Origin of the sequence: Dolichospermum sp. FACHB-1091 (genome assembly GCF_014697585.1) — a bacterium.
Taxonomy (GTDB): domain Bacteria; phylum Cyanobacteriota; class Cyanobacteriia; order Cyanobacteriales; family Nostocaceae; genus Dolichospermum.
Genome location: NZ_JACJSB010000012.1, coordinates 82,847 through 99,595, shown reverse-complemented (window position 1 = coordinate 99,595; position 16,749 = coordinate 82,847). Strand labels below are relative to the sequence as shown.

Below are 16,749 nucleotides of genomic sequence, written 5' to 3'. Positions count from 1 at the left end.
GCGATTTTCGGGTAAATGAACCACATTTTATATCTCATGCAAAGGCGCAAAGACGCAAAGGAAGAAAGGAAGAAAGGAATAGAAAAATTAGCGTGTGGTACAAATACATGAAAACTGCTGTATACCAATTATTCAGGGCTTCCTGACAATCTGCATGGTTTTCTGCATACTCTCTTAAGATTCTAAAACTAATAACGTGCATTGTCCCTGATAACAAAGTAAGGCAATTCTATAATTTTTATTATCTATTCGGGTCTGTCAACAAACACCGTAACGCCATTAATACCAGTTTAGGACTTTTGCGTTGCATAGCCATTCTCAACCAATAAGCAGCTTCCTCCTTACCCATAGCCAGGCTTGGGATATTCTGGGGGTGCTGTACCATTGATGTCTAATTTTTATCAATTGTAATGAGTTTGTTTCTAGATGTTACACCAGATTTAATTGTAATAGATGATTTAGGAACATCAAATTTTTTGGCTAATAGTTTAATTAGTTCTTCGTTGGCTTTACCGTCTATTGGTGGTGATTTTAAATGTACAATTAAACTACCATCTGCTAATTCTTCAATCTTTTGCTGCTGGGAGTTTGGTTTAACTTTTACTATTTTTTGCATTATCTAAGTAGGTTGGCGTTAAAAATTGTCGTTATGACAAGGGAACAGGGAACTCTTAACAGGGAACAGGGAACGAGGAATTTTTTGGTGCTGCTGAATTGAGGTGTGAAAATCAAAAACTCCATTTCTCAAACTCTCACTCTTTATCTCTCACCCTTGATCTTGATCTACTTTCCCTGTCTCTATTTTCTTCTGGAGGTTTTAAGTAATCCCTAACATTCTATTTACTTGTTGTAGTGCTAGGGGTTTGCGTTCGATATTTTGGAAACATTCAATATTTTTTAGTTGTATATAAGCAGTTTTGAAATTACTCGTTTTTAATAAAACGATGTCTTGATAAACTGCTTCTTGGGGAATTTTGATTTCTATTACCAAGTCTTGTAGTTGATTTTGGCTAATAGCTATATTCAAATATTTCAAAAATACTTCTCTTTTTTTGGAACGAACAGTTACCAAGTACCAGTTATCAATGCTTTTTTCTGATGGGTTTGAATCTATGGTTTCGATTTGTGACATGATTGAGTATCTGACTTTTTGAATTTATTTAAAGAGAAATTTCAAAACCTGATTTGTTTGATTAATTGATCATGGAAATCCTAATCAGCCAAATCACGGTTCTGACTTATTTAACCAATATTTGTAAGCTGCATAAGCTAGGGTGACTACTCCTGTCATAATAGCAGATTCATCAACTTCAAATTGTGGATGATGCAGGGGATGATTAATTATTCTCTCTTCATAGCCTACACCCAAGCGAAACATTGCACCAGGGGCGTGTTCTAAATAAATTGAAAAATCTTCTGCACCTAAGGATGGTTCTGGTAAAATCTGTACACGATCATTAGTCCAGGCTTCTTCGGCTGCTGATTGTAATAGCTGCGTTAGCGTATTATCATTTTGGACACTGGGTACACCTTGACGATAATTAACTTGATATTTCGCATTATAAGAATTACAAACGTTAGCTACTATCTTTTCAATCCAATCTGGTAAATTATTACGGGTTTCTGGATGTAGCGATCGCACTGTCCCCAATAATTGTACTCTATCAGCAATTACGTTTGGCGCTCTCCCACCATTTATTTTACCAATACTCAATACTACGGGACGTAAAGGATTTTGGGTACGACTAATGGCCTGTTGTAATGATGTAATTACTTGTGATGCAATCCAAATCGCATCTATGGCTTCATGGGGACGCGCACCGTGTCCAGATTCACCAATAATAATAATCTCTAAATCGTCTGCTGCGGCTGTTAACGCACCATAACGAATACCAACTGAACCTGCGGGAATGGAAGGAAAAACGTGCAACCCTAAAATGGCCGCAACATTATTCATAACTCCATCTTTTACCATCCAATTTGCACCTTGAGCTATTTCTTCTGCTGGTTGAAATATAAACCTCACTTTTCCCCCCAATTCTGAGGCAATTTGGGAAAGTACCATCGCTGTTCCCAAACCTACTGTAGTATGAATATCATGACCACAAGCGTGCATAACTCCGGGAATCCGAGAAGCATATTCTAAACTTGTACGTTCTTGAATGGGTAAAGCATCCATATCAGTGCGAATTGCCAGTACACTATCAGTATATTTAGTCCCTTTTAATTCACCAATGACACCTGTTCTGCCTATTCCCTCTTCTACGTGCAGTCCATTGGCAGATAATACACCAGCAATAAAAGCAGCGGTTTGATATTCTTCTCCGCTCAATTCTGGATGTGCATGAATATGTCGGCGGATTTCGACTAATCGAGATGATATACTTGTTGATAATTCTTTGATTCTGTTGAGCATGGAAATAATTCTAAATTAATTGGGACTGAATTACCACAATTATTAGTATAGCATTTTATGAACAAAAATGAAATCACGGCGAATTACGATGAATCCTGGAAAGAAGCATTAAACGAATATTTTGATAGTTTTTTATCCTTCTTCTTTCCTGTAGCTTATAAAGCAATTGATTGGACAAAACCACCGGAATCACTAGATAAAGAACTGCAAGAAATTACGGCTTCATCAGCAACTGAAAAACGCATAGCCGATAAACTTTATAAAGTTTGGTTATTGGATAAAACACAAGTATGGATTTTAATTCATATTGAAATTCAAAGCCAATATGATGTTGACTTCCGAGAACGGATGTACACTTATAATTATCGTGCCTTTGACCTTTATCACCAATTTGTCGTGAGTTTGGCGATTTTAGGTGATACGAGTTCCACTTGGCGACCTAACAGTTATCATCAAGCAATGTTAGATTGTGAATTAAGTCTGAAGTTCCCCATTGCTAAACTCCTGGACTATGAATCACGGTGGAATGAACTAGAATCAAGTGATAATCCCTTTGCTATCATAGTAATGGCGCATTTGAAAACCAAAGCCACCACAGGTAATTTAGCAGAACGGGAACAGTGGAAATGGACATTAGTTAGGGGACTTTACGAGCGAGGCTTAACAAAAGAAAAGATTGTTAACCTTTTTAAGATAATTGATAAAATGATGACATTGCCCAAAGAATTGCAACAGGGATTAGTCGCTAAAATTAAACATTTGGAGGAGGAAAATCAAATGCCTTTTATTAGTCCAACAGAAGAATTAGCAATGGAACGAGGGGTAGAAAGGGGAATAGAGCAGGGAGAACAACAACTGATTTTCCGGCAACTAAATCGGCGAATTGGTGTAATTGAATCATCATTCATTGAGACAATTCGGACATTGACAATTGACCAATTAGAATTACTCGGTGAAGCACTCTTAGATTTCTCCACTGTCACTGATTTAGAACAATGGTTAGAAAATAACTCAGAGTTTTAGAAAACAAAACCCCCAAGAATTTCCACAGAGCGATAAGGGATGGTTTTGGGGGGAACTAGTACCGCAGGGCGGAAGTCAAAAATAGTTTAAGTAAATCTCAAATATAAAAAAATAATTAAGAATATACAAAAATTATATAAATTGTTATTACAGAACTATGCAAATGGGAACAAACAGTGTACATTAGTGTCAACTTGAGTATACCGAAAGATTTATAGTCTACCAATTATGAGATGCCTCTGGTTCACCACAAAATGAACCAGGGGTATCTGTGTTTTGGTGAGGTTTTTTTACCTCCAACCTAACCAACGTAAACAAGGACTAATTAAGTAATAGCTGATACTTAAGCAAAAACTAATTAAGATACTCACAAGACTAAAAAAACCTAGAGGTGAAAATATATCAAACCCTTGCGGTTCTCTGGAAAAATGAAATAAATGTAGTCCTAATCCTAAGTTAGTGAAAACACTGATCAAATAAGCACTAACCAAACCAGCAATTACAGCATAAGCGATTTTATGAGTGCGAATACCTAAACCTAATGTCAGTATGGGAAGTGATATCAAAATCCATATTACCAAGTTTTCACTATGACTTTGAGTGGGAATGAATTGACAAGCTATCCAGCCTAAACTATAACCAACAAAACCCATTAAAGCAGAAACGAGAAACCGTCGCTTTTGTCCAAAACAACCTGACAAACTTAGTCCCCAAGCTGTTCCCAAACCTGCAAAAGCGTAGACTATGGTTTCTGCGGCTATGTACGGTTGATTTTTGACCAGTGTTGGTAATTGATAGGCTAGTAATTCTAGCCAGCGATCGCCTAAACTGCTATGATAAGCCAGAATACAACCAATCATAGTGGCTATTCCTGTGGAAATACTAGTCAAAATCATTACCCAAAAAGTCACCAAACAAGCAAATAAAAACTTAAATATTCCCCGAATAATAAATAAAGTTGTATTACCTATAGCTTGGAAAAATTGAGTGACTAATTTCACTAAATATTTACTAATGCGGGTAAATAATCCTTCCCGTGGTAATGGGGAAGCAATCTTTAATAATTTTTTGTGAATAACACCTGCGTGTTCTGGACGCGATCGCACGTCATCCTGTACCATTTCATCTAGCAAGTCTGCTAAATCTGGTTTAATCTGACAATAATTACGCCACCGTAATTTTCCCGTGAGACTGTCTTCCAGTTCAGGTGGATATTTACCCGTTAGTAATTGAATCATAGTCCGTCCCAAAGCATAAAAATCTGCCCCAGGACCGACATTACTACCATGAATTTGTTCTTGAGGACTATAACCGGACGAGTATAAGCGGGTGGAGGTAGAATGGGATTTTAAAACTGAACCACTAACTTGTTTAGCACCCCCAAAATCAATTAGGACTAACTTATCATCCTTCAAGGGTTTAGCGGGTGTAGAAGTCCGTAACATTAAATTAGAAGGCTTTATATCTCGGTGAATAATTTGGCGCTTGTGTAACTCCTGCAAAATCTGTACAGCTTGAATAAACCAAGATAAAACTAAATCTTCTGGACAACCTTGGGGAGAATTTATTAATACCTCCTCTAAAGTGTAGCCATTGATTTTTTCCATCACTAAACATGGTAATTGACGGGGTTTAGGATTGATCAAATTGACTTGAAAATACCCATCAGCATCAACTTTTGGCACTCCATTATTACGTAAATTACTTAAAACTTCCGCCTCTTGCATGAACAATTCCAGGGCCTTCGGTGAAGTCTCTACCAGCACCTTGAGGACTTTTTCTGTTTGTGTCTTTTCATCCCAAATTGTATAAATTTGAGCAAATCCCCCTGATCCTAGTGGTTTAAGAGGGGAATAACGTTCTAACAAATGCAACTGTGCGCCACAACTGTTACAGAATTTGTTTCCCCAGGGTTGGGGATAAGGACGTTGACAATGAGGATTTATGCAGTGAACCGCACTCTGAGTTATCTGGGTCAAAACCACGAAAATACAAAGGCTGGATTGATTTTAGCGTTTCTTGAGGGTTATGGATAGGGTTAAATCAAAATCCTGGAAAAAAATTGGCACAAACACAGACCATTCAAATCAATTCAGATTAGGAATGATGGGTCTGACCCCCTATTAATTATCCGGTAAAATGTAATTTTAAAAGATTAATAATCAACGACAAAAAAATTTCAGAAAAATGCCAAATTGGCAACCATCATCAAATAAACCAGGCTAAATTATATGAGACAAGCAAAACAAGGGATTGTTAAGAGATTGAATCAATTAACATAAAGCTCTTGTAGAGATTGTCTAAAAAATAAATAGAAATAAAATTAGTATTTGCTGCACAGGAATACCTGCTAAATATAGGCGTTATCGTTAACCTGCAAATTACCCCCCTAATTAACGGGTTTCGTCTATATGAATAAATTCCTAAACGCTTCAGCAGCAAATGGTAGAGTGGGAGAGAAAGGCGCTTGGTAATGCCTCCTCCCACTCTCTTTTTTTGAGGACTTTTTCCGGGTTTTAAAAAATAGCGCAGCCTCACATAAGTAGGTTGGCGTGAAAAATTGTCGTTATAGTGAGGGAACTCTTAACTCTTACAGCAAGTTCAGCTTGAGTGAGGTACGCTTTGTGCGGGAAAGATGCCCGCACCACAAGAGTTTTATTATTAATATCTGTACTTCATAATGTCGGAAACTGCTGTAACGGGGAACAGGGGAGAGGTTTTGGGCAACTTTACTTTTCGTTACTTATGTCGTTTTTTTCCGTTCACTTACTTGGAATTAGTATTATCTAACAACCAATTTAAATGCTGTGGTAATAATGTTGCTAAATCATAGTTATTGATTATAGTCTTTCTGGCAGCAGCGCGAATAGGAATCATATCTTGGGAATTATCCAAAGCCGCGTTGACTTTGTTAGCAATTTGTTGGGGAGAAAAGAAATCTACCAACAGTCCATTTTTACCATCTTCAATTACTTCTAGAACCGGTGGAGTATGAGAAGCTATTAACAAACATCCTGTTGACATTGCCTCTAACATTGACCAGGATAAAACAAAAGGGCGGGTTAAATAAATATGGGCTGAAGAAGCTTGTAAAACTTGGAGATATTCACTATAAGGTAGTCTACCAGTAAAGTGTAATCTGGATAAATCCAAATCTAACTTTTCTAACATTAATTGTTTATAAGTTTTACCATCTGGTAGAGTTTTTCCATAAGCTACCCTATCTTCCCCCACAACTACAACATGACAATTTGGCCGTTGTTGTTGAATTAATGCTACTGCTTCCATAAACTGAGGAAAACCGCGATAAGGTTCCATTCCCCTACCTACATAGGTTACTAATTCTGTAACTTGAGAAAGGTCAAGATTAATGCGAGGTAAAACTAATTTAGCATCTGGCTGGGGTTGAAAAAAATTAGTATCAATTCCATCGTGACAAACATTTATTTTACTATGATATTCTGGGGGAAATTGTTGCCGTTGCCAATTAGTAGGAGAAAGACCACGATGACAATTATATAAATCAATTAAAATCGGGGCATTTTTCACACGAATACGACATAAATCATCTGCATTTAATGGTTCGCTGGGGTCAAAATCAGCATCAGAACCGCGACCATGATAAAACCATTCAAAGAAACATAATAATTCTGCTTTGGGAAAAATTTCCTTCATAAATAATGTCGGACCCCAACCAGAATGACCATAAATTATATCTGGAATAAAACCTTGTGTTTTCAGGTTTTCTGCCATTCGATATACAGCTTGTCCAGTAATAACTGCATTTTCTAAATTACGAACATAATGATGGGTTTGGGGTGCTGCTTGACGGGAAGGTTGATAAATAGCTTTAAATACGCCAGGTATTGTTCCTTCCTGACGATTAGTACCAAATACAACTTGGTAATTGCTATCTTGGGCTAAAGCTGTCGCTAAATGGCGAAATTGAGCGGGAAAGTTGGGATGTAAGAATAAAATCCGTTTGGGAATTGTCGCAGCATTTTTCATGTATGTAAATACTTATCTTCGGGTCCACCTGATACATTTTTTATAATACATTACAGCCATTTAATTTTGATGGTGATATTAATAAATTATTAACGTAAAAGGTGCGTTAATTTCTAAGCGTTGATGGTAATAGGCTTTAGATGAACAGAAAAGTTAATTATTTTTACTGACTTGGTGGATTAAACACCTCTAAAATTTGCCGACAAACCTGTTTTAGCCTTTCCCCAACAACAGCCAAGGGTATAGAATCACCCATAAAACTCCAGGTTTCCACGGTAGAAAGTCGCCAAACTTCACCACGATGGTCAAATCCAGCCGCTTCCACACCAATGGCGCGACGGTGATGAGTGATGGGATCTTGATAAAATCGAATTTGAATTAAAATACTGCGACAGCGCCAAGATTTGCTGACACCGGGGAAGTGAAAAGCGATGTCAATGGAATCTGGATCTAATAATTCTCTGGTTTCCAGGTCATTATGCCAGGGTTTGAGATCGGATTTGACATCAGGAAATTCATATTTAAACAAATTGACCACCGTAGCAATTTTGCTGGCAAATTCGAGGTTTGTGGCTTGTTCGGCTGCGTTCACTCAATAATACTCCTATATTTCGGTTAGCCTGGAGGGAAGATGAAGATAAAGACAGAAAAACCTAAGTTAATTGTAACGGTTGATTACATAGCGATCTAAAATAACACTGTTCATCGGCAACCAAAGAAAAAATTAATTTCCATTTATGGTGCGTCAACGTTCTATTTTCTCACTGATTTTCGTATTATTAGCAACATTCCTCATTGGTTGTGGTGGTCCTAGTGTTGCTACTTTACCACCATCGTATACAGCAGCGGAAGTTGCTAAAATTCAGGAGTATGTTCCTGGAATTAAGGCCGTAATTGATCGCCAAGGGGAATTGAAAAGCTTGATTTCTGAGGGTGAATGGATAAAAGTAGGCAGTTTTATCCATGGACCAATGACGGAAGCTAAGTTAAATATGACTTATATTGTCCCCAATTTGGCACGGCAGGACCAGGGAAAGGCAAGGCAAATCATTAAAGATTTGTTGAAGGACTTAGTAAAAATAGATCAATCTGCTACCGTTGGCAATACTAGTCAGACTTTGGGTAACTACAAACAAGCTTTTGTAGATATTGACAAGTTCTTAGAACTAGTTCCCCAAAAGAGTAGCTAAAAGAAAAGGCAAGAGGTGAGAGAAAACAGGGAATAAGGAAAATAATAATATATTTCTTCTCCCTCTGCTCTTTGCCTCCTACCTCCTTTCGAGTCTTGAATCACAAAATCCTGGGGTGATCAGGTGATAGGGTGAAGAGGAAGACTATTTATCCTTCACCCCTGACTCAAGCGCGAAAACCATGAATATAGTAATTATCGGTTGTGGTGTGGTTGGGGCGGCGATCGCCTATGAACTCAGCCAAGTTAAAGGTTTAAATATCACTGTTTTTGAACAAAAACAACCGGCACAAGGTTCTACTAGCGCCGCCCTCGGTGTATTAATGGGTGTAATTAGCAGTAAAACTAAGGGTATTGCTTGGCGAATGCGAGAAAGTAGTATCCAACGCTATGGAACTTTGATTCCTGAATTAGAAGCAATTACGGGGCGGAAAATCCCTTGTAACCGGCAAGGAATCGTCATGCTGTTATCGGAAAATTTAGAGCGTCCCTTAGAAAGTGGCGTTGAGGTACTTTCAGAATGGGAACAATTGCGGGAAATTCGTCAATCTCAAGGTTGGCAATTACAAGTTTGGGATCAAGAACAACTCGGAAAATATTGTCCTCAAGTTAATTATCCCCAAAGTATAGGCGCTGTCTATTCTCCCCAAGATCTACAATTAAATGCTACAGCTTTAACTTTAGCTTTAGTAGATGCTGCCCAACGCAATGGTGTAAATTTTCAATTTGGTGTGTCTGTTACGGGTACAGAAACTCCTCCACCAGCCCCCCCAACACCCTTACACATCAAAAAAGGATTGGGAGAAGCACACAAATGTAATTTTATTGAAACTACACAGGGTAAAGTCACCGCTGATTGGTTTATCATGTCTGCGGGTTTGGGTTCAAAGGCTTTAACTGCAAAATTAGATCAGATGGTAAATATCCGTCCGGTGCTGGGACAAGCTTTATATCTAAGTTTAGGACGGACTTTAGGAAATCCTGATTTTCAACCGGTGATTACTGGTAATGATGTGCATATTGTCCCCATGGGCAATGGTGATTATTGGGTCGGTGCAACGGTAGAATTTCCTAATGATCAAGACCAAATACCTCCAAATCAAGCTTTATTGGATGCTGTCAGACAACAAGCGATCGCTTTTACCCCAGATTTAGCCGCTGCTAAGGTTCTCCGCACTTGGTCGGGATTGCGTCCCCGTCCTGAAGGACGACCAGCGCCAGTTATTGATAAGTTACCGGGTTTTACTAATGTTCTTCTGGCTACGGGACACTATCGTAATGGTGTTCTACTCGCCCCTGCAACAGCCACAGCCATTCGAGAAATGATTTTACCTCAAGATTCTCGTTCTTAAATTTTCCTATATTCCTAGACTATAAGAATAAGATCCCCGACTTCTTGAACAAGTTCGGGATCTGGTAAATGCCATAAGGATTCGTTTTAATGGAATTTAGAACAAAATATAGCCGTCCTAAATCATGAAGTTACTCTCAAAGTTTTTATTAGGTTTAATGCTGATTCCTTCTGGATTATTATGTAATCCTGCTAAAATTCATGCTTCACAGGTAGCAACTCAGTGGTATTTTGGCTCGTGGGATTGTAACATTGACGGTCGTAGTGCCAAAATGCAATGGCTTGTGGTGGATGATCCACAAATTAGCTGTAGTGGTGATGTTTGTAGCACTACATCAGGTGTTAAAGTTGTAGGAAAATTCAGCGATAATGGCGGTCCTTGGGTCCCCCTAGCAAAACTTTCCGCAAATCCAACATCTCTCTCAATTCGTTATTTAGGTCAGGAACAAAACAATTGGTTTTTAAGATACAATGTTAACTCCCGTCAGGCCATTGGTTGGACTACCTGGAGAGAAAAACGCTATCCTTTATCTTGTGCAAATAGAAGACGCTAATAGTATCTAGGTTGGGTTAAGCCAAAGTGCAACCCAACACAGTCTTAATTAAACCTGATACGGCTTTCATTGCTTGGCCTAAACTTAAACTCCAATTGCCTATTACCCATTACCTATTTACCGATCAAAAGTGTACTATGATTATCAATTAAAGCCCTATTACCATCATTAATGGCACTATATTGTTCAATATAACGACGGACATGAATGGGGAAGTGGGGATATTCTAGCATAGCATCACCATCAGCAATAGTCGCCCAAAAATCCCGTAATCCGGGCGCTAGTGTTTGTGCCTGGTCTAATGGTAAACTCAGGGGAGGTAAAGTTAATAATTTGAGTACAAACGGATAGGAGCGATCGCCCATCCATTTTCGTGATAGTGTTTGTAAATTGGGAAAATTCGGTACTGATTCTACACGATGAGAAACAACTTGTAAAGATTCCCTACCCAATTCATCACGGTTAAATTCCAATATCCGATAAGGATGAGGATAGCTGACTAAAGAACCAGTAGTAATATCATATATTCCTTGGGAATAAGCAATATCTTGAACGTGCAAATGTCCTGTAAATACTAACTTAACTCCATAGCTGTGTAATAATTGCCTAAGTTCTCCTGCGTTTTCTAGCATATAACGATTAGCCATCGGATGACAAGACTGATTCGGTAAATGTTCAACCACATTATGATGAATCATTACCAAAACTAAATCATCCTCAATTGCTGCTAATTCCCCTTTTAACCATTGAAGTTGTTGATTATCTAACCTTCCTATTTGTTGTCCTTGATCATTAAATGAGTTAGAATTAAGGGCGATTAATCTCACTCCTGGAAATATCTGACGATTGTAATAATGTTGTTGGGGATTTTCATAACCGAACTGTTGGTAATAATAGGGAAAATCTGCAAAACCAATTGATTGTTCATTAGCCATTAAAACAGGTATATCATGATTACCAGGAATAACATAAGATGGAAAAGGTAACTGAGATAACCTGTTTTGTAACCATTGATGATTTGTTGGTTCACCATGTTGGGTTAGATCTCCAGGGATCAACAAAAAATCTATATCTAATTGTGTTAAATGTGCTAAGACACTATCAAAAGCCGGAATACTCACTTCTACCAAATGAAACCGATTAGGGTTGTCCCAAATAGTTTCAGGAAGCGCAATGTGTAAATCACTAACTATAGCAAACCGAAAATTGAGTTTCATTGATTTAAGAAAATGTTAAAAATCTAGTTGGAAAAAATTATTATTCTCAAAGTATAACCCTGACTGTGTATACTGGTGTGGGAATATTTAGACTTAATAATATTTGTATACATTTGTTAAAGATTTTTATTTTTTGGGAGAGTAAATTTTGTCACCTGTTCGAGTTCGTCAGCACGTTAACCCCCTTGCGAGTAAGTTCCAAAATCCAACTGCTTCTCCAGAATGGGAAAAGATTTATACAAAACCCAACCTACCACTACATTTAGATATTGGTTGTGCTAGGGGTAGATTTGTCCTTAAAATGGCACAAATAGAACCAAATTGGAATTTCTTAGGTGTAGAAATTCGAGAACCGCTAGTAATAGAAGCCAATAGAATCCGCGACGAAATGGGCTTAAAAAATTTACATTATATGTTTGCGAATGTGAATAATTCCCTAGTTTCCTTGTTATCAACTTTACCACCAGGAAGATTACAAAAAGTCACAATTCAATTTCCTGATCCTTGGTTTAAAAATCGTCACGCAAAACGTCGAGTAGTCCAACGGGAATTGGTAATAGAATTAGCCAACTATTTGTCCGTGGGTGGTGTTGTTTTTCTCCAATCTGATATACAATTCCTAGCAGTAGAAATGTGTGATCGTTTTCAGGAAAATCCCGCATTTGAGAAGCTAGGAACAACAACATGGTTAGCCGAAAATCCCCTTCCAGTTCCCACAGAACGAGAAATAGCCACCCAGAAGAAAGGTGAACCAGTATATAGGGCTTTATTTAGGAAAGGGTCATTTTAATGCTATACCAAAAATTAAACACCTACTTCCACCACAGTGATAATTTTCTCATCCCGGTTGAGTTGACAAATACTTTCACCTTGACTATCTTTGCTGAAACTAGGAATTGTATCTATACAAACCCGAATTACTCGCTCTTTGTTTGTCACTAGTGCGATCTCTCTCCCTGGTTTTACTTGTAACATTGCGGCTAAATTGTCTGTTTTGTTATGAAATTTTAAAACTTGTATACCTAAATCACCTCGATTTGCAGTCCTTAACTGATTTGCGGGCCAAGATATTGAACCCGCAAATCCTTCTTGAGTCACTAGTAACAATTGGTGATCTTTATTAAAATTGACACAGCCAACCATTTGCTGATTTTTCAAAAGCCGAAATGCTTGTAATCCCATTGCAGCACGACCCATAACAGGTAGTTGCTCATCATTAACGGGAAACCTCAACAAACGACCGCTAGAACTCGCTAAAATTATGTGTTGTCCGCTAGTTATAAATTGGGAGAAAGCTAATTCATCATTATCCTTCAGTTTTAAAATTGTAATACCCCGCCGCGAAAGATTCACAAATTCTGATAAAGATAAGCGTTTAATACGTCCTTCCTTTGTCAACAGGACCATTTCCGCCGTTTCGGGTTTTTCTGGCAGCAAGAAACGGCTAATGATAGATTCCGTGTTACCTTGGGCAGTATTGGTAAGCATGGTAATCAACGGTGTTCCCCTGGTTGCGCGGCCAGTAGTGACAGGAATATCTCCCACAGTAATCGGGTAAACTTTACCACCGCTGGTGAGGATTAATAAATCTTTATGGGTGTTAGTTAATGCAGTTTGAATAATGAAATCATGATCTAGTAACCCGTTTTCTCCTTTTATTTTTTTGCTATTTGTGGAAATACGGCGTATATAACCACGCTGAGTGACTTCTAAAATTGTTTCTTCAATTGCCAATTTTGGAACTTCTGTTCTTCCTTCTTTCTTTTCCTGACTCCTGACTCCTGACTCCTGACTTCTGACCCCTGTTTTACCTTTCTCTTCTGAAACTGGGTTTTCTTGGTTGTGAAATATTTTGGTGCGTCGCGGATCATTGTATTTACGTTTGAGCGATCGCAAATCCTTTTTCAGGGCTTTGAGTAATTCCCGTCTATCTTCCAGTAATGTCCGCAATAGCGTAATTTCTCGGTTAAGTTGATCAAATTCCTCTTGTAAATTTTGTTGTTCCAAACTAGTGAGACGACGTAAGGGCATAGATAAAATTGCATCTGCTTGTACCTCAGTTATATTTAGACGGCTACAAAGTGTCATTTTGGCTGTACTCCCATCAGGAGCTTGCCGTAATATGGTAATGACATCATCCAGATTCGATAAAGCTTTGAGCAATCCTGCCAGGATATTAACCCGATTTTCTGCTTTTCCCAATTCATAACCGTAGCGACGGTTGAGAGTATGTTCTCGAAACTTGAGAAATTCCTCCAATAGTTGTCTTAAACTTAACTGGCGGGGTTGTCCATCCACTAAAGCCAATAGAATTGCGCCAAAAGTCGTTTGTAAAGCCGTTTGGTGATACAAATGTTGAAGCAGTTCTTTGGGGTTGGTATCGCGTTTAAGTTCAATAACTACGCGCATTCCATCCCGATCACTTTCATCTCTAATGTCAGAAATTCCCTGTAAACGACCTTGATTGACTAAATCGGCGATTTTTTCAATCCAACCGGCCTTATTAACTTGAAAAGGCAGTTCTGTAACTATTAAAGCTGTTCGTCGTTTACCTCCCCTGGTGGCAGGAATTTCTTCCCTTGTCACTATACCCCGGAGGATAATTCCTCCCTTACCAGTGGTATAGGCTTCTTTAATTCCCCCATGATCAATAATTTCGCCACCTGTGGGAAAGTCAGGACCTGGAATTAATTGAAATAATTTTTCATCACTTAAATCAGGGTTATCAATTAAAGCAATTAAACCATCAACAATTTCCCCCAAATTATGGGGAGGGACATTTGTAGCCATTCCTACAGCAATTCCTGCACAACCATTGAGTAATAAAAATGGTAATTGAGCAGGTAGTACCGTTGGTTCTTGTTGAGAATTGTCAAAATTCCCCGTAAAATCTACAGTTTCCTCGGCAATTTCCGCCAACATTCCCTCATGTCCCACAGGTGCGAGACGGGTTTCCGTATAACGCATGGCTGCTGGTGGGTCATTATCAACACTGCCAAAATTACCATGTCCTCCCAGCAAAGGATAACGACTGGAAAAGTCTTGTACTAACCGAACTAAAGCATCATAAACTGATTGATCACCATGAGGATGATATTTACCTAGAACATCTCCCACTACACGGGCGCATTTCCGATAAGGCCTATCTGGCGTTAAACCCAGTTCGTGCATAGCATATAAAATACGCCTATGTACTGGTTTTAAGCCATCACGGACATCTGGTAAGGCCCGCCCCACAATCACACTCATGGCATATTCTAGGTATGACCGTTGCATTTCGGTGTGCAGGGCTGTGGTGATTACCTGTCCCTTGGAGAGAAGGTTTAACTGGTTTGCCATGAGGTTTCCTCGTAAATTTTGACTATACAACAGGCGTTAAGTAATTCAAAAGTCAAAAGTGAAGAAATAATTTCTTCACCAATGACCAATAACTAATCACCAAAGATAAAAGCAGTAGTATTATCCTTGACGTGATCTAAGCCTATAGATTATTAAAAATACAACAGATATTGCCCGGGTGTTAGCCCTGTTAGTATAAGGTCTCATGAAAACAGTTCTCATTGTTGACGATGATTTAATAAATGCTCGCGTTTTTTCGAAAATTCTTAGCAAACGCGGGGGTTTAGAGGTTAAATGCACGGAAAATGTGGAAGAGATTCTCAAAATCGCCCGGTCAGGTCAAGCTGACTTGATTTTAATAGATGTTTCTCTCTCCCATAGTGCTTACCAAGGTAAGCCCGTTGATGGTATCAAAATTACACAGATGTTGAAATCTGACCCAAAAACGGCTAAATTGCCAGTGATTTTAGTGACGGCACACGCTATGGAGGGCGATAGAGAGAATTTTTTGAAACAAAGCGGTGCTGATGGTTATATTTCTAAGCCTGTAGTTGATCATCAATTGTTTATTGGCCAAATTTTAGCACTCTTACCTTAGGAACACGAATATTTGGGAAATTCAATTTTGGATTTTGGATTTTGGATTTTGGAAAATTCAAACTAAAATCTTGAAATCTAAAATCTAAAATTTCCTATTAAGGTGTTGGTGCTTCTCTCTGTTGTTGTAATGCTGATTTAATTTCCGGTAATCCTAAGAATTTTTTTGCTTCTAAAAGTAAGCGTTCACCCCAAAGATTCTCTTTGAGAAAATCTAAATCAGCATAACGGGAATCAATGCGGAGTGCGGATACTCCCATTTTTAACCCTTGCTGGATTTCCCCTTTATTGTAGGTAGCTATTGCTAAAGCTAATAAAGGTTCTGCGGCTTTTTTATCAATGTTAACTGCTGTTTGCCATTGCTTAATTGCTCCCGAAATATCCCCTTGTTGATGTTTGATTAAGCCGATATTATTAATTGCTGGCCAAAACTTTTGATCTTGTTTGACAGCTAAATTAAATTGAGCGATCGCTTCGGGGAATTTATTTAGCATATAATAAGCATTGCCCAAATCAAATAACCCCCCAGAATAATTGGGTTTTAATTTCAAACCCGCTTGATAATGATTGATAGACCCCTGATAATCTTTTTTTTGAAATTTGGCTGAACCCAAAGAAAACAGCACTTCAGCGTTTTTGGGGTTGAGTGTTTGGGCTTTATTCAGGGTGGTAATAGCTTGATCAAATTCTTTGTTTTGTAAATATAAGCTCCCCAGTAGCCACCAGACTTTATCATTCTGCGGAGCCAGTTTCACCGCCAATTCCGCCCTGAGTAAAGCTGGTTCAATTTGCTCGAACCGAGCTAACTGGGCTGCTTCCCCTGCTAAACTCAAGCCCTGCTTCTCTAATTTTGCATTATCAATTTGCACCCTATGAGGTATAAATGCTTGAGCATGAGCAGAAGAGGGAATACTCCATAAACTACAAGCAACTAAAATCGAAACATACCCAATGTATTTTGCCACACTACCGCCTCCTAGTCCGAATATTGGCACCTTATGGATAATGCCATACTACGCTTTCAGATAGCTTAACAAAATCAGATAGATTAGTTG

At 38.4% G+C, this 16,749-nt stretch carries 16 protein-coding genes; 6 read left to right on the top strand and 10 right to left on the bottom strand.

Annotated features, from left to right (window positions below; all coding sequences use genetic code 11):
* Nucleotides 1-241: 241 nt before the first annotated feature.
* The 4 genes from H6G25_RS09935 to H6G25_RS09920 all read right to left on the bottom strand — a co-directional run bounded on the left by H6G25_RS09935 (nucleotide 242) and on the right by H6G25_RS09920 (nucleotide 2,416).
* Nucleotides 242-385, bottom strand: coding sequence for a hypothetical protein (locus H6G25_RS09935; protein ID WP_190392327.1), 144 nt, complete (start codon nucleotides 383-385; stop codon nucleotides 242-244).
* Between the two features lie 6 nt (nucleotides 386-391).
* Nucleotides 392-616, bottom strand: coding sequence for a DUF167 domain-containing protein (locus tag H6G25_RS09930; protein ID WP_190392326.1), 225 nt, complete (start codon nucleotides 614-616; stop codon nucleotides 392-394).
* A gap of 201 nt (nucleotides 617-817) precedes the next feature.
* Nucleotides 818-1,132: a chromosome segregation ATPase gene (locus H6G25_RS09925; protein WP_137907325.1), complete on the bottom strand. Its 315-nt coding sequence runs from the start codon at nucleotides 1,130-1,132 to the stop codon at nucleotides 818-820.
* Between the two features lie 93 nt (nucleotides 1,133-1,225).
* Complete coding sequence (locus tag H6G25_RS09920; protein ID WP_190392325.1) at nucleotides 1,226-2,416, bottom strand: M20 family metallopeptidase; 1,191 nt, start codon at nucleotides 2,414-2,416, stop codon at nucleotides 1,226-1,228.
* Between the two features lie 57 nt (nucleotides 2,417-2,473).
* Here H6G25_RS09920 and H6G25_RS09915 point away from each other — a divergent pair, with 57 nt between their 5' ends.
* Complete coding sequence (locus H6G25_RS09915) at nucleotides 2,474-3,439, top strand: DUF4351 domain-containing protein (RefSeq protein ID WP_190392324.1); 966 nt, start codon at nucleotides 2,474-2,476, stop codon at nucleotides 3,437-3,439.
* Between the two features lie 290 nt (nucleotides 3,440-3,729).
* On the opposite strand, the gene H6G25_RS09910 is transcribed toward H6G25_RS09915, so the two are convergent.
* The 3 genes from H6G25_RS09910 to H6G25_RS09900 all read right to left on the bottom strand — a co-directional run bounded on the left by H6G25_RS09910 (nucleotide 3,730) and on the right by H6G25_RS09900 (nucleotide 8,039).
* Nucleotides 3,730-5,418, bottom strand: a complete 1,689-nt coding sequence (locus H6G25_RS09910; RefSeq protein ID WP_190392323.1) for a serine/threonine-protein kinase — start codon at nucleotides 5,416-5,418, stop codon at nucleotides 3,730-3,732.
* A gap of 787 nt (nucleotides 5,419-6,205) precedes the next feature.
* The gene (locus tag H6G25_RS09905; protein ID WP_190392322.1) at nucleotides 6,206-7,447 is read right to left on the bottom strand and encodes a glycosyltransferase family 4 protein; all 1,242 of its coding nucleotides are present in this window, start codon (nucleotides 7,445-7,447) and stop codon (nucleotides 6,206-6,208) included.
* Between the two features lie 163 nt (nucleotides 7,448-7,610).
* Nucleotides 7,611-8,039 (bottom strand): hypothetical protein, encoded by a 429-nt coding sequence (locus H6G25_RS09900; RefSeq protein WP_190392321.1) that lies wholly within the window; start codon nucleotides 8,037-8,039, stop codon nucleotides 7,611-7,613.
* Nucleotides 8,040-8,184: 145 nt separating this feature from the next.
* On the opposite strand from H6G25_RS09900, the gene psbQ reads away from it, so the two are divergent.
* The 3 genes from psbQ (at nucleotide 8,185) to H6G25_RS09885 (ending at nucleotide 10,541) form a co-directional block, all read left to right on the top strand.
* The gene (gene psbQ, locus H6G25_RS09895; protein ID WP_190392320.1) at nucleotides 8,185-8,637 is read left to right on the top strand and encodes a photosystem II protein PsbQ; all 453 of its coding nucleotides are present in this window, start codon (nucleotides 8,185-8,187) and stop codon (nucleotides 8,635-8,637) included.
* A 181-nt stretch (nucleotides 8,638-8,818) separates the two neighbouring features.
* A complete protein-coding gene (locus tag H6G25_RS09890) occupies nucleotides 8,819-9,988 on the top strand; it encodes an FAD-dependent oxidoreductase (RefSeq protein ID WP_190392319.1) in 1,170 nt (389 codons plus the stop codon).
* Nucleotides 9,989-10,112: 124 nt separating this feature from the next.
* A complete protein-coding gene (locus H6G25_RS09885) occupies nucleotides 10,113-10,541 on the top strand; it encodes a DUF6006 family protein (RefSeq protein WP_190392318.1) in 429 nt (142 codons plus the stop codon).
* Between the two features lie 113 nt (nucleotides 10,542-10,654).
* On the opposite strand, the gene H6G25_RS09880 is transcribed toward H6G25_RS09885, so the two are convergent.
* Entirely contained in the window at nucleotides 10,655-11,758 is a 1,104-nt protein-coding gene (locus H6G25_RS09880; RefSeq protein ID WP_190392317.1) for a metallophosphoesterase, read from the bottom strand.
* A 148-nt stretch (nucleotides 11,759-11,906) separates the two neighbouring features.
* Between H6G25_RS09880 and trmB the strand changes: the two genes are divergently transcribed.
* On the top strand, nucleotides 11,907-12,548 hold the full coding sequence (gene trmB, locus H6G25_RS09875) for a tRNA (guanosine(46)-N7)-methyltransferase TrmB (RefSeq protein WP_190392316.1): 642 nt from the start codon (nucleotides 11,907-11,909) through the stop codon (nucleotides 12,546-12,548).
* 14 nt (nucleotides 12,549-12,562) lie between these two features.
* Here trmB and H6G25_RS09870 read toward each other — a convergent pair whose 3' ends face one another.
* A complete protein-coding gene (locus H6G25_RS09870) occupies nucleotides 12,563-15,097 on the bottom strand; it encodes a DNA topoisomerase (ATP-hydrolyzing) (RefSeq protein ID WP_190392315.1) in 2,535 nt (844 codons plus the stop codon).
* Between the two features lie 205 nt (nucleotides 15,098-15,302).
* On the opposite strand from H6G25_RS09870, the gene H6G25_RS09865 reads away from it, so the two are divergent.
* Complete coding sequence (locus H6G25_RS09865) at nucleotides 15,303-15,695, top strand: response regulator (protein WP_190392314.1); 393 nt, start codon at nucleotides 15,303-15,305, stop codon at nucleotides 15,693-15,695.
* Nucleotides 15,696-15,792: 97 nt separating this feature from the next.
* On the opposite strand, the gene H6G25_RS09860 is transcribed toward H6G25_RS09865, so the two are convergent.
* Nucleotides 15,793-16,659, bottom strand: a complete 867-nt coding sequence (locus tag H6G25_RS09860) for a tetratricopeptide repeat protein (protein WP_190392313.1) — start codon at nucleotides 16,657-16,659, stop codon at nucleotides 15,793-15,795.
* Between the last annotated feature and the right edge of the window lie 90 nt (nucleotides 16,660-16,749).

What these genes read in the sequence shown, in the direction of transcription:
- H6G25_RS09935 (WP_190392327.1), bottom strand. Translation starts at nt 385, where the DNA reads ATGGTACAGCACCCCCAGAATATCCCAAGCCTGGCTATGGGTAAGGAG.
- H6G25_RS09930 (WP_190392326.1), bottom strand. Translation starts at nt 616, where the DNA reads ATGCAAAAAATAGTAAAAGTTAAACCAAACTCCCAGCAGCAAAAGATT.
- H6G25_RS09925 (WP_137907325.1), bottom strand. Translation starts at nt 1,132, where the DNA reads ATGTCACAAATCGAAACCATAGATTCAAACCCATCAGAAAAAAGCATT.
- H6G25_RS09920 (WP_190392325.1), bottom strand. Translation starts at nt 2,416, where the DNA reads ATGCTCAACAGAATCAAAGAATTATCAACAAGTATATCATCTCGATTA.
- H6G25_RS09915 (WP_190392324.1), top strand. Translation starts at nt 2,474, where the DNA reads ATGAACAAAAATGAAATCACGGCGAATTACGATGAATCCTGGAAAGAA.
- H6G25_RS09905 (WP_190392322.1), bottom strand. Translation starts at nt 7,447, where the DNA reads ATGAAAAATGCTGCGACAATTCCCAAACGGATTTTATTCTTACATCCC.
- psbQ (WP_190392320.1), top strand. Translation starts at nt 8,185, where the DNA reads ATGGTGCGTCAACGTTCTATTTTCTCACTGATTTTCGTATTATTAGCA.
- H6G25_RS09890 (WP_190392319.1), top strand. Translation starts at nt 8,819, where the DNA reads ATGAATATAGTAATTATCGGTTGTGGTGTGGTTGGGGCGGCGATCGCC.
- H6G25_RS09885 (WP_190392318.1), top strand. Translation starts at nt 10,113, where the DNA reads ATGAAGTTACTCTCAAAGTTTTTATTAGGTTTAATGCTGATTCCTTCT.
- H6G25_RS09880 (WP_190392317.1), bottom strand. Translation starts at nt 11,758, where the DNA reads ATGAAACTCAATTTTCGGTTTGCTATAGTTAGTGATTTACACATTGCG.
- H6G25_RS09870 (WP_190392315.1), bottom strand. Translation starts at nt 15,097, where the DNA reads ATGGCAAACCAGTTAAACCTTCTCTCCAAGGGACAGGTAATCACCACA.
- H6G25_RS09865 (WP_190392314.1), top strand. Translation starts at nt 15,303, where the DNA reads ATGAAAACAGTTCTCATTGTTGACGATGATTTAATAAATGCTCGCGTT.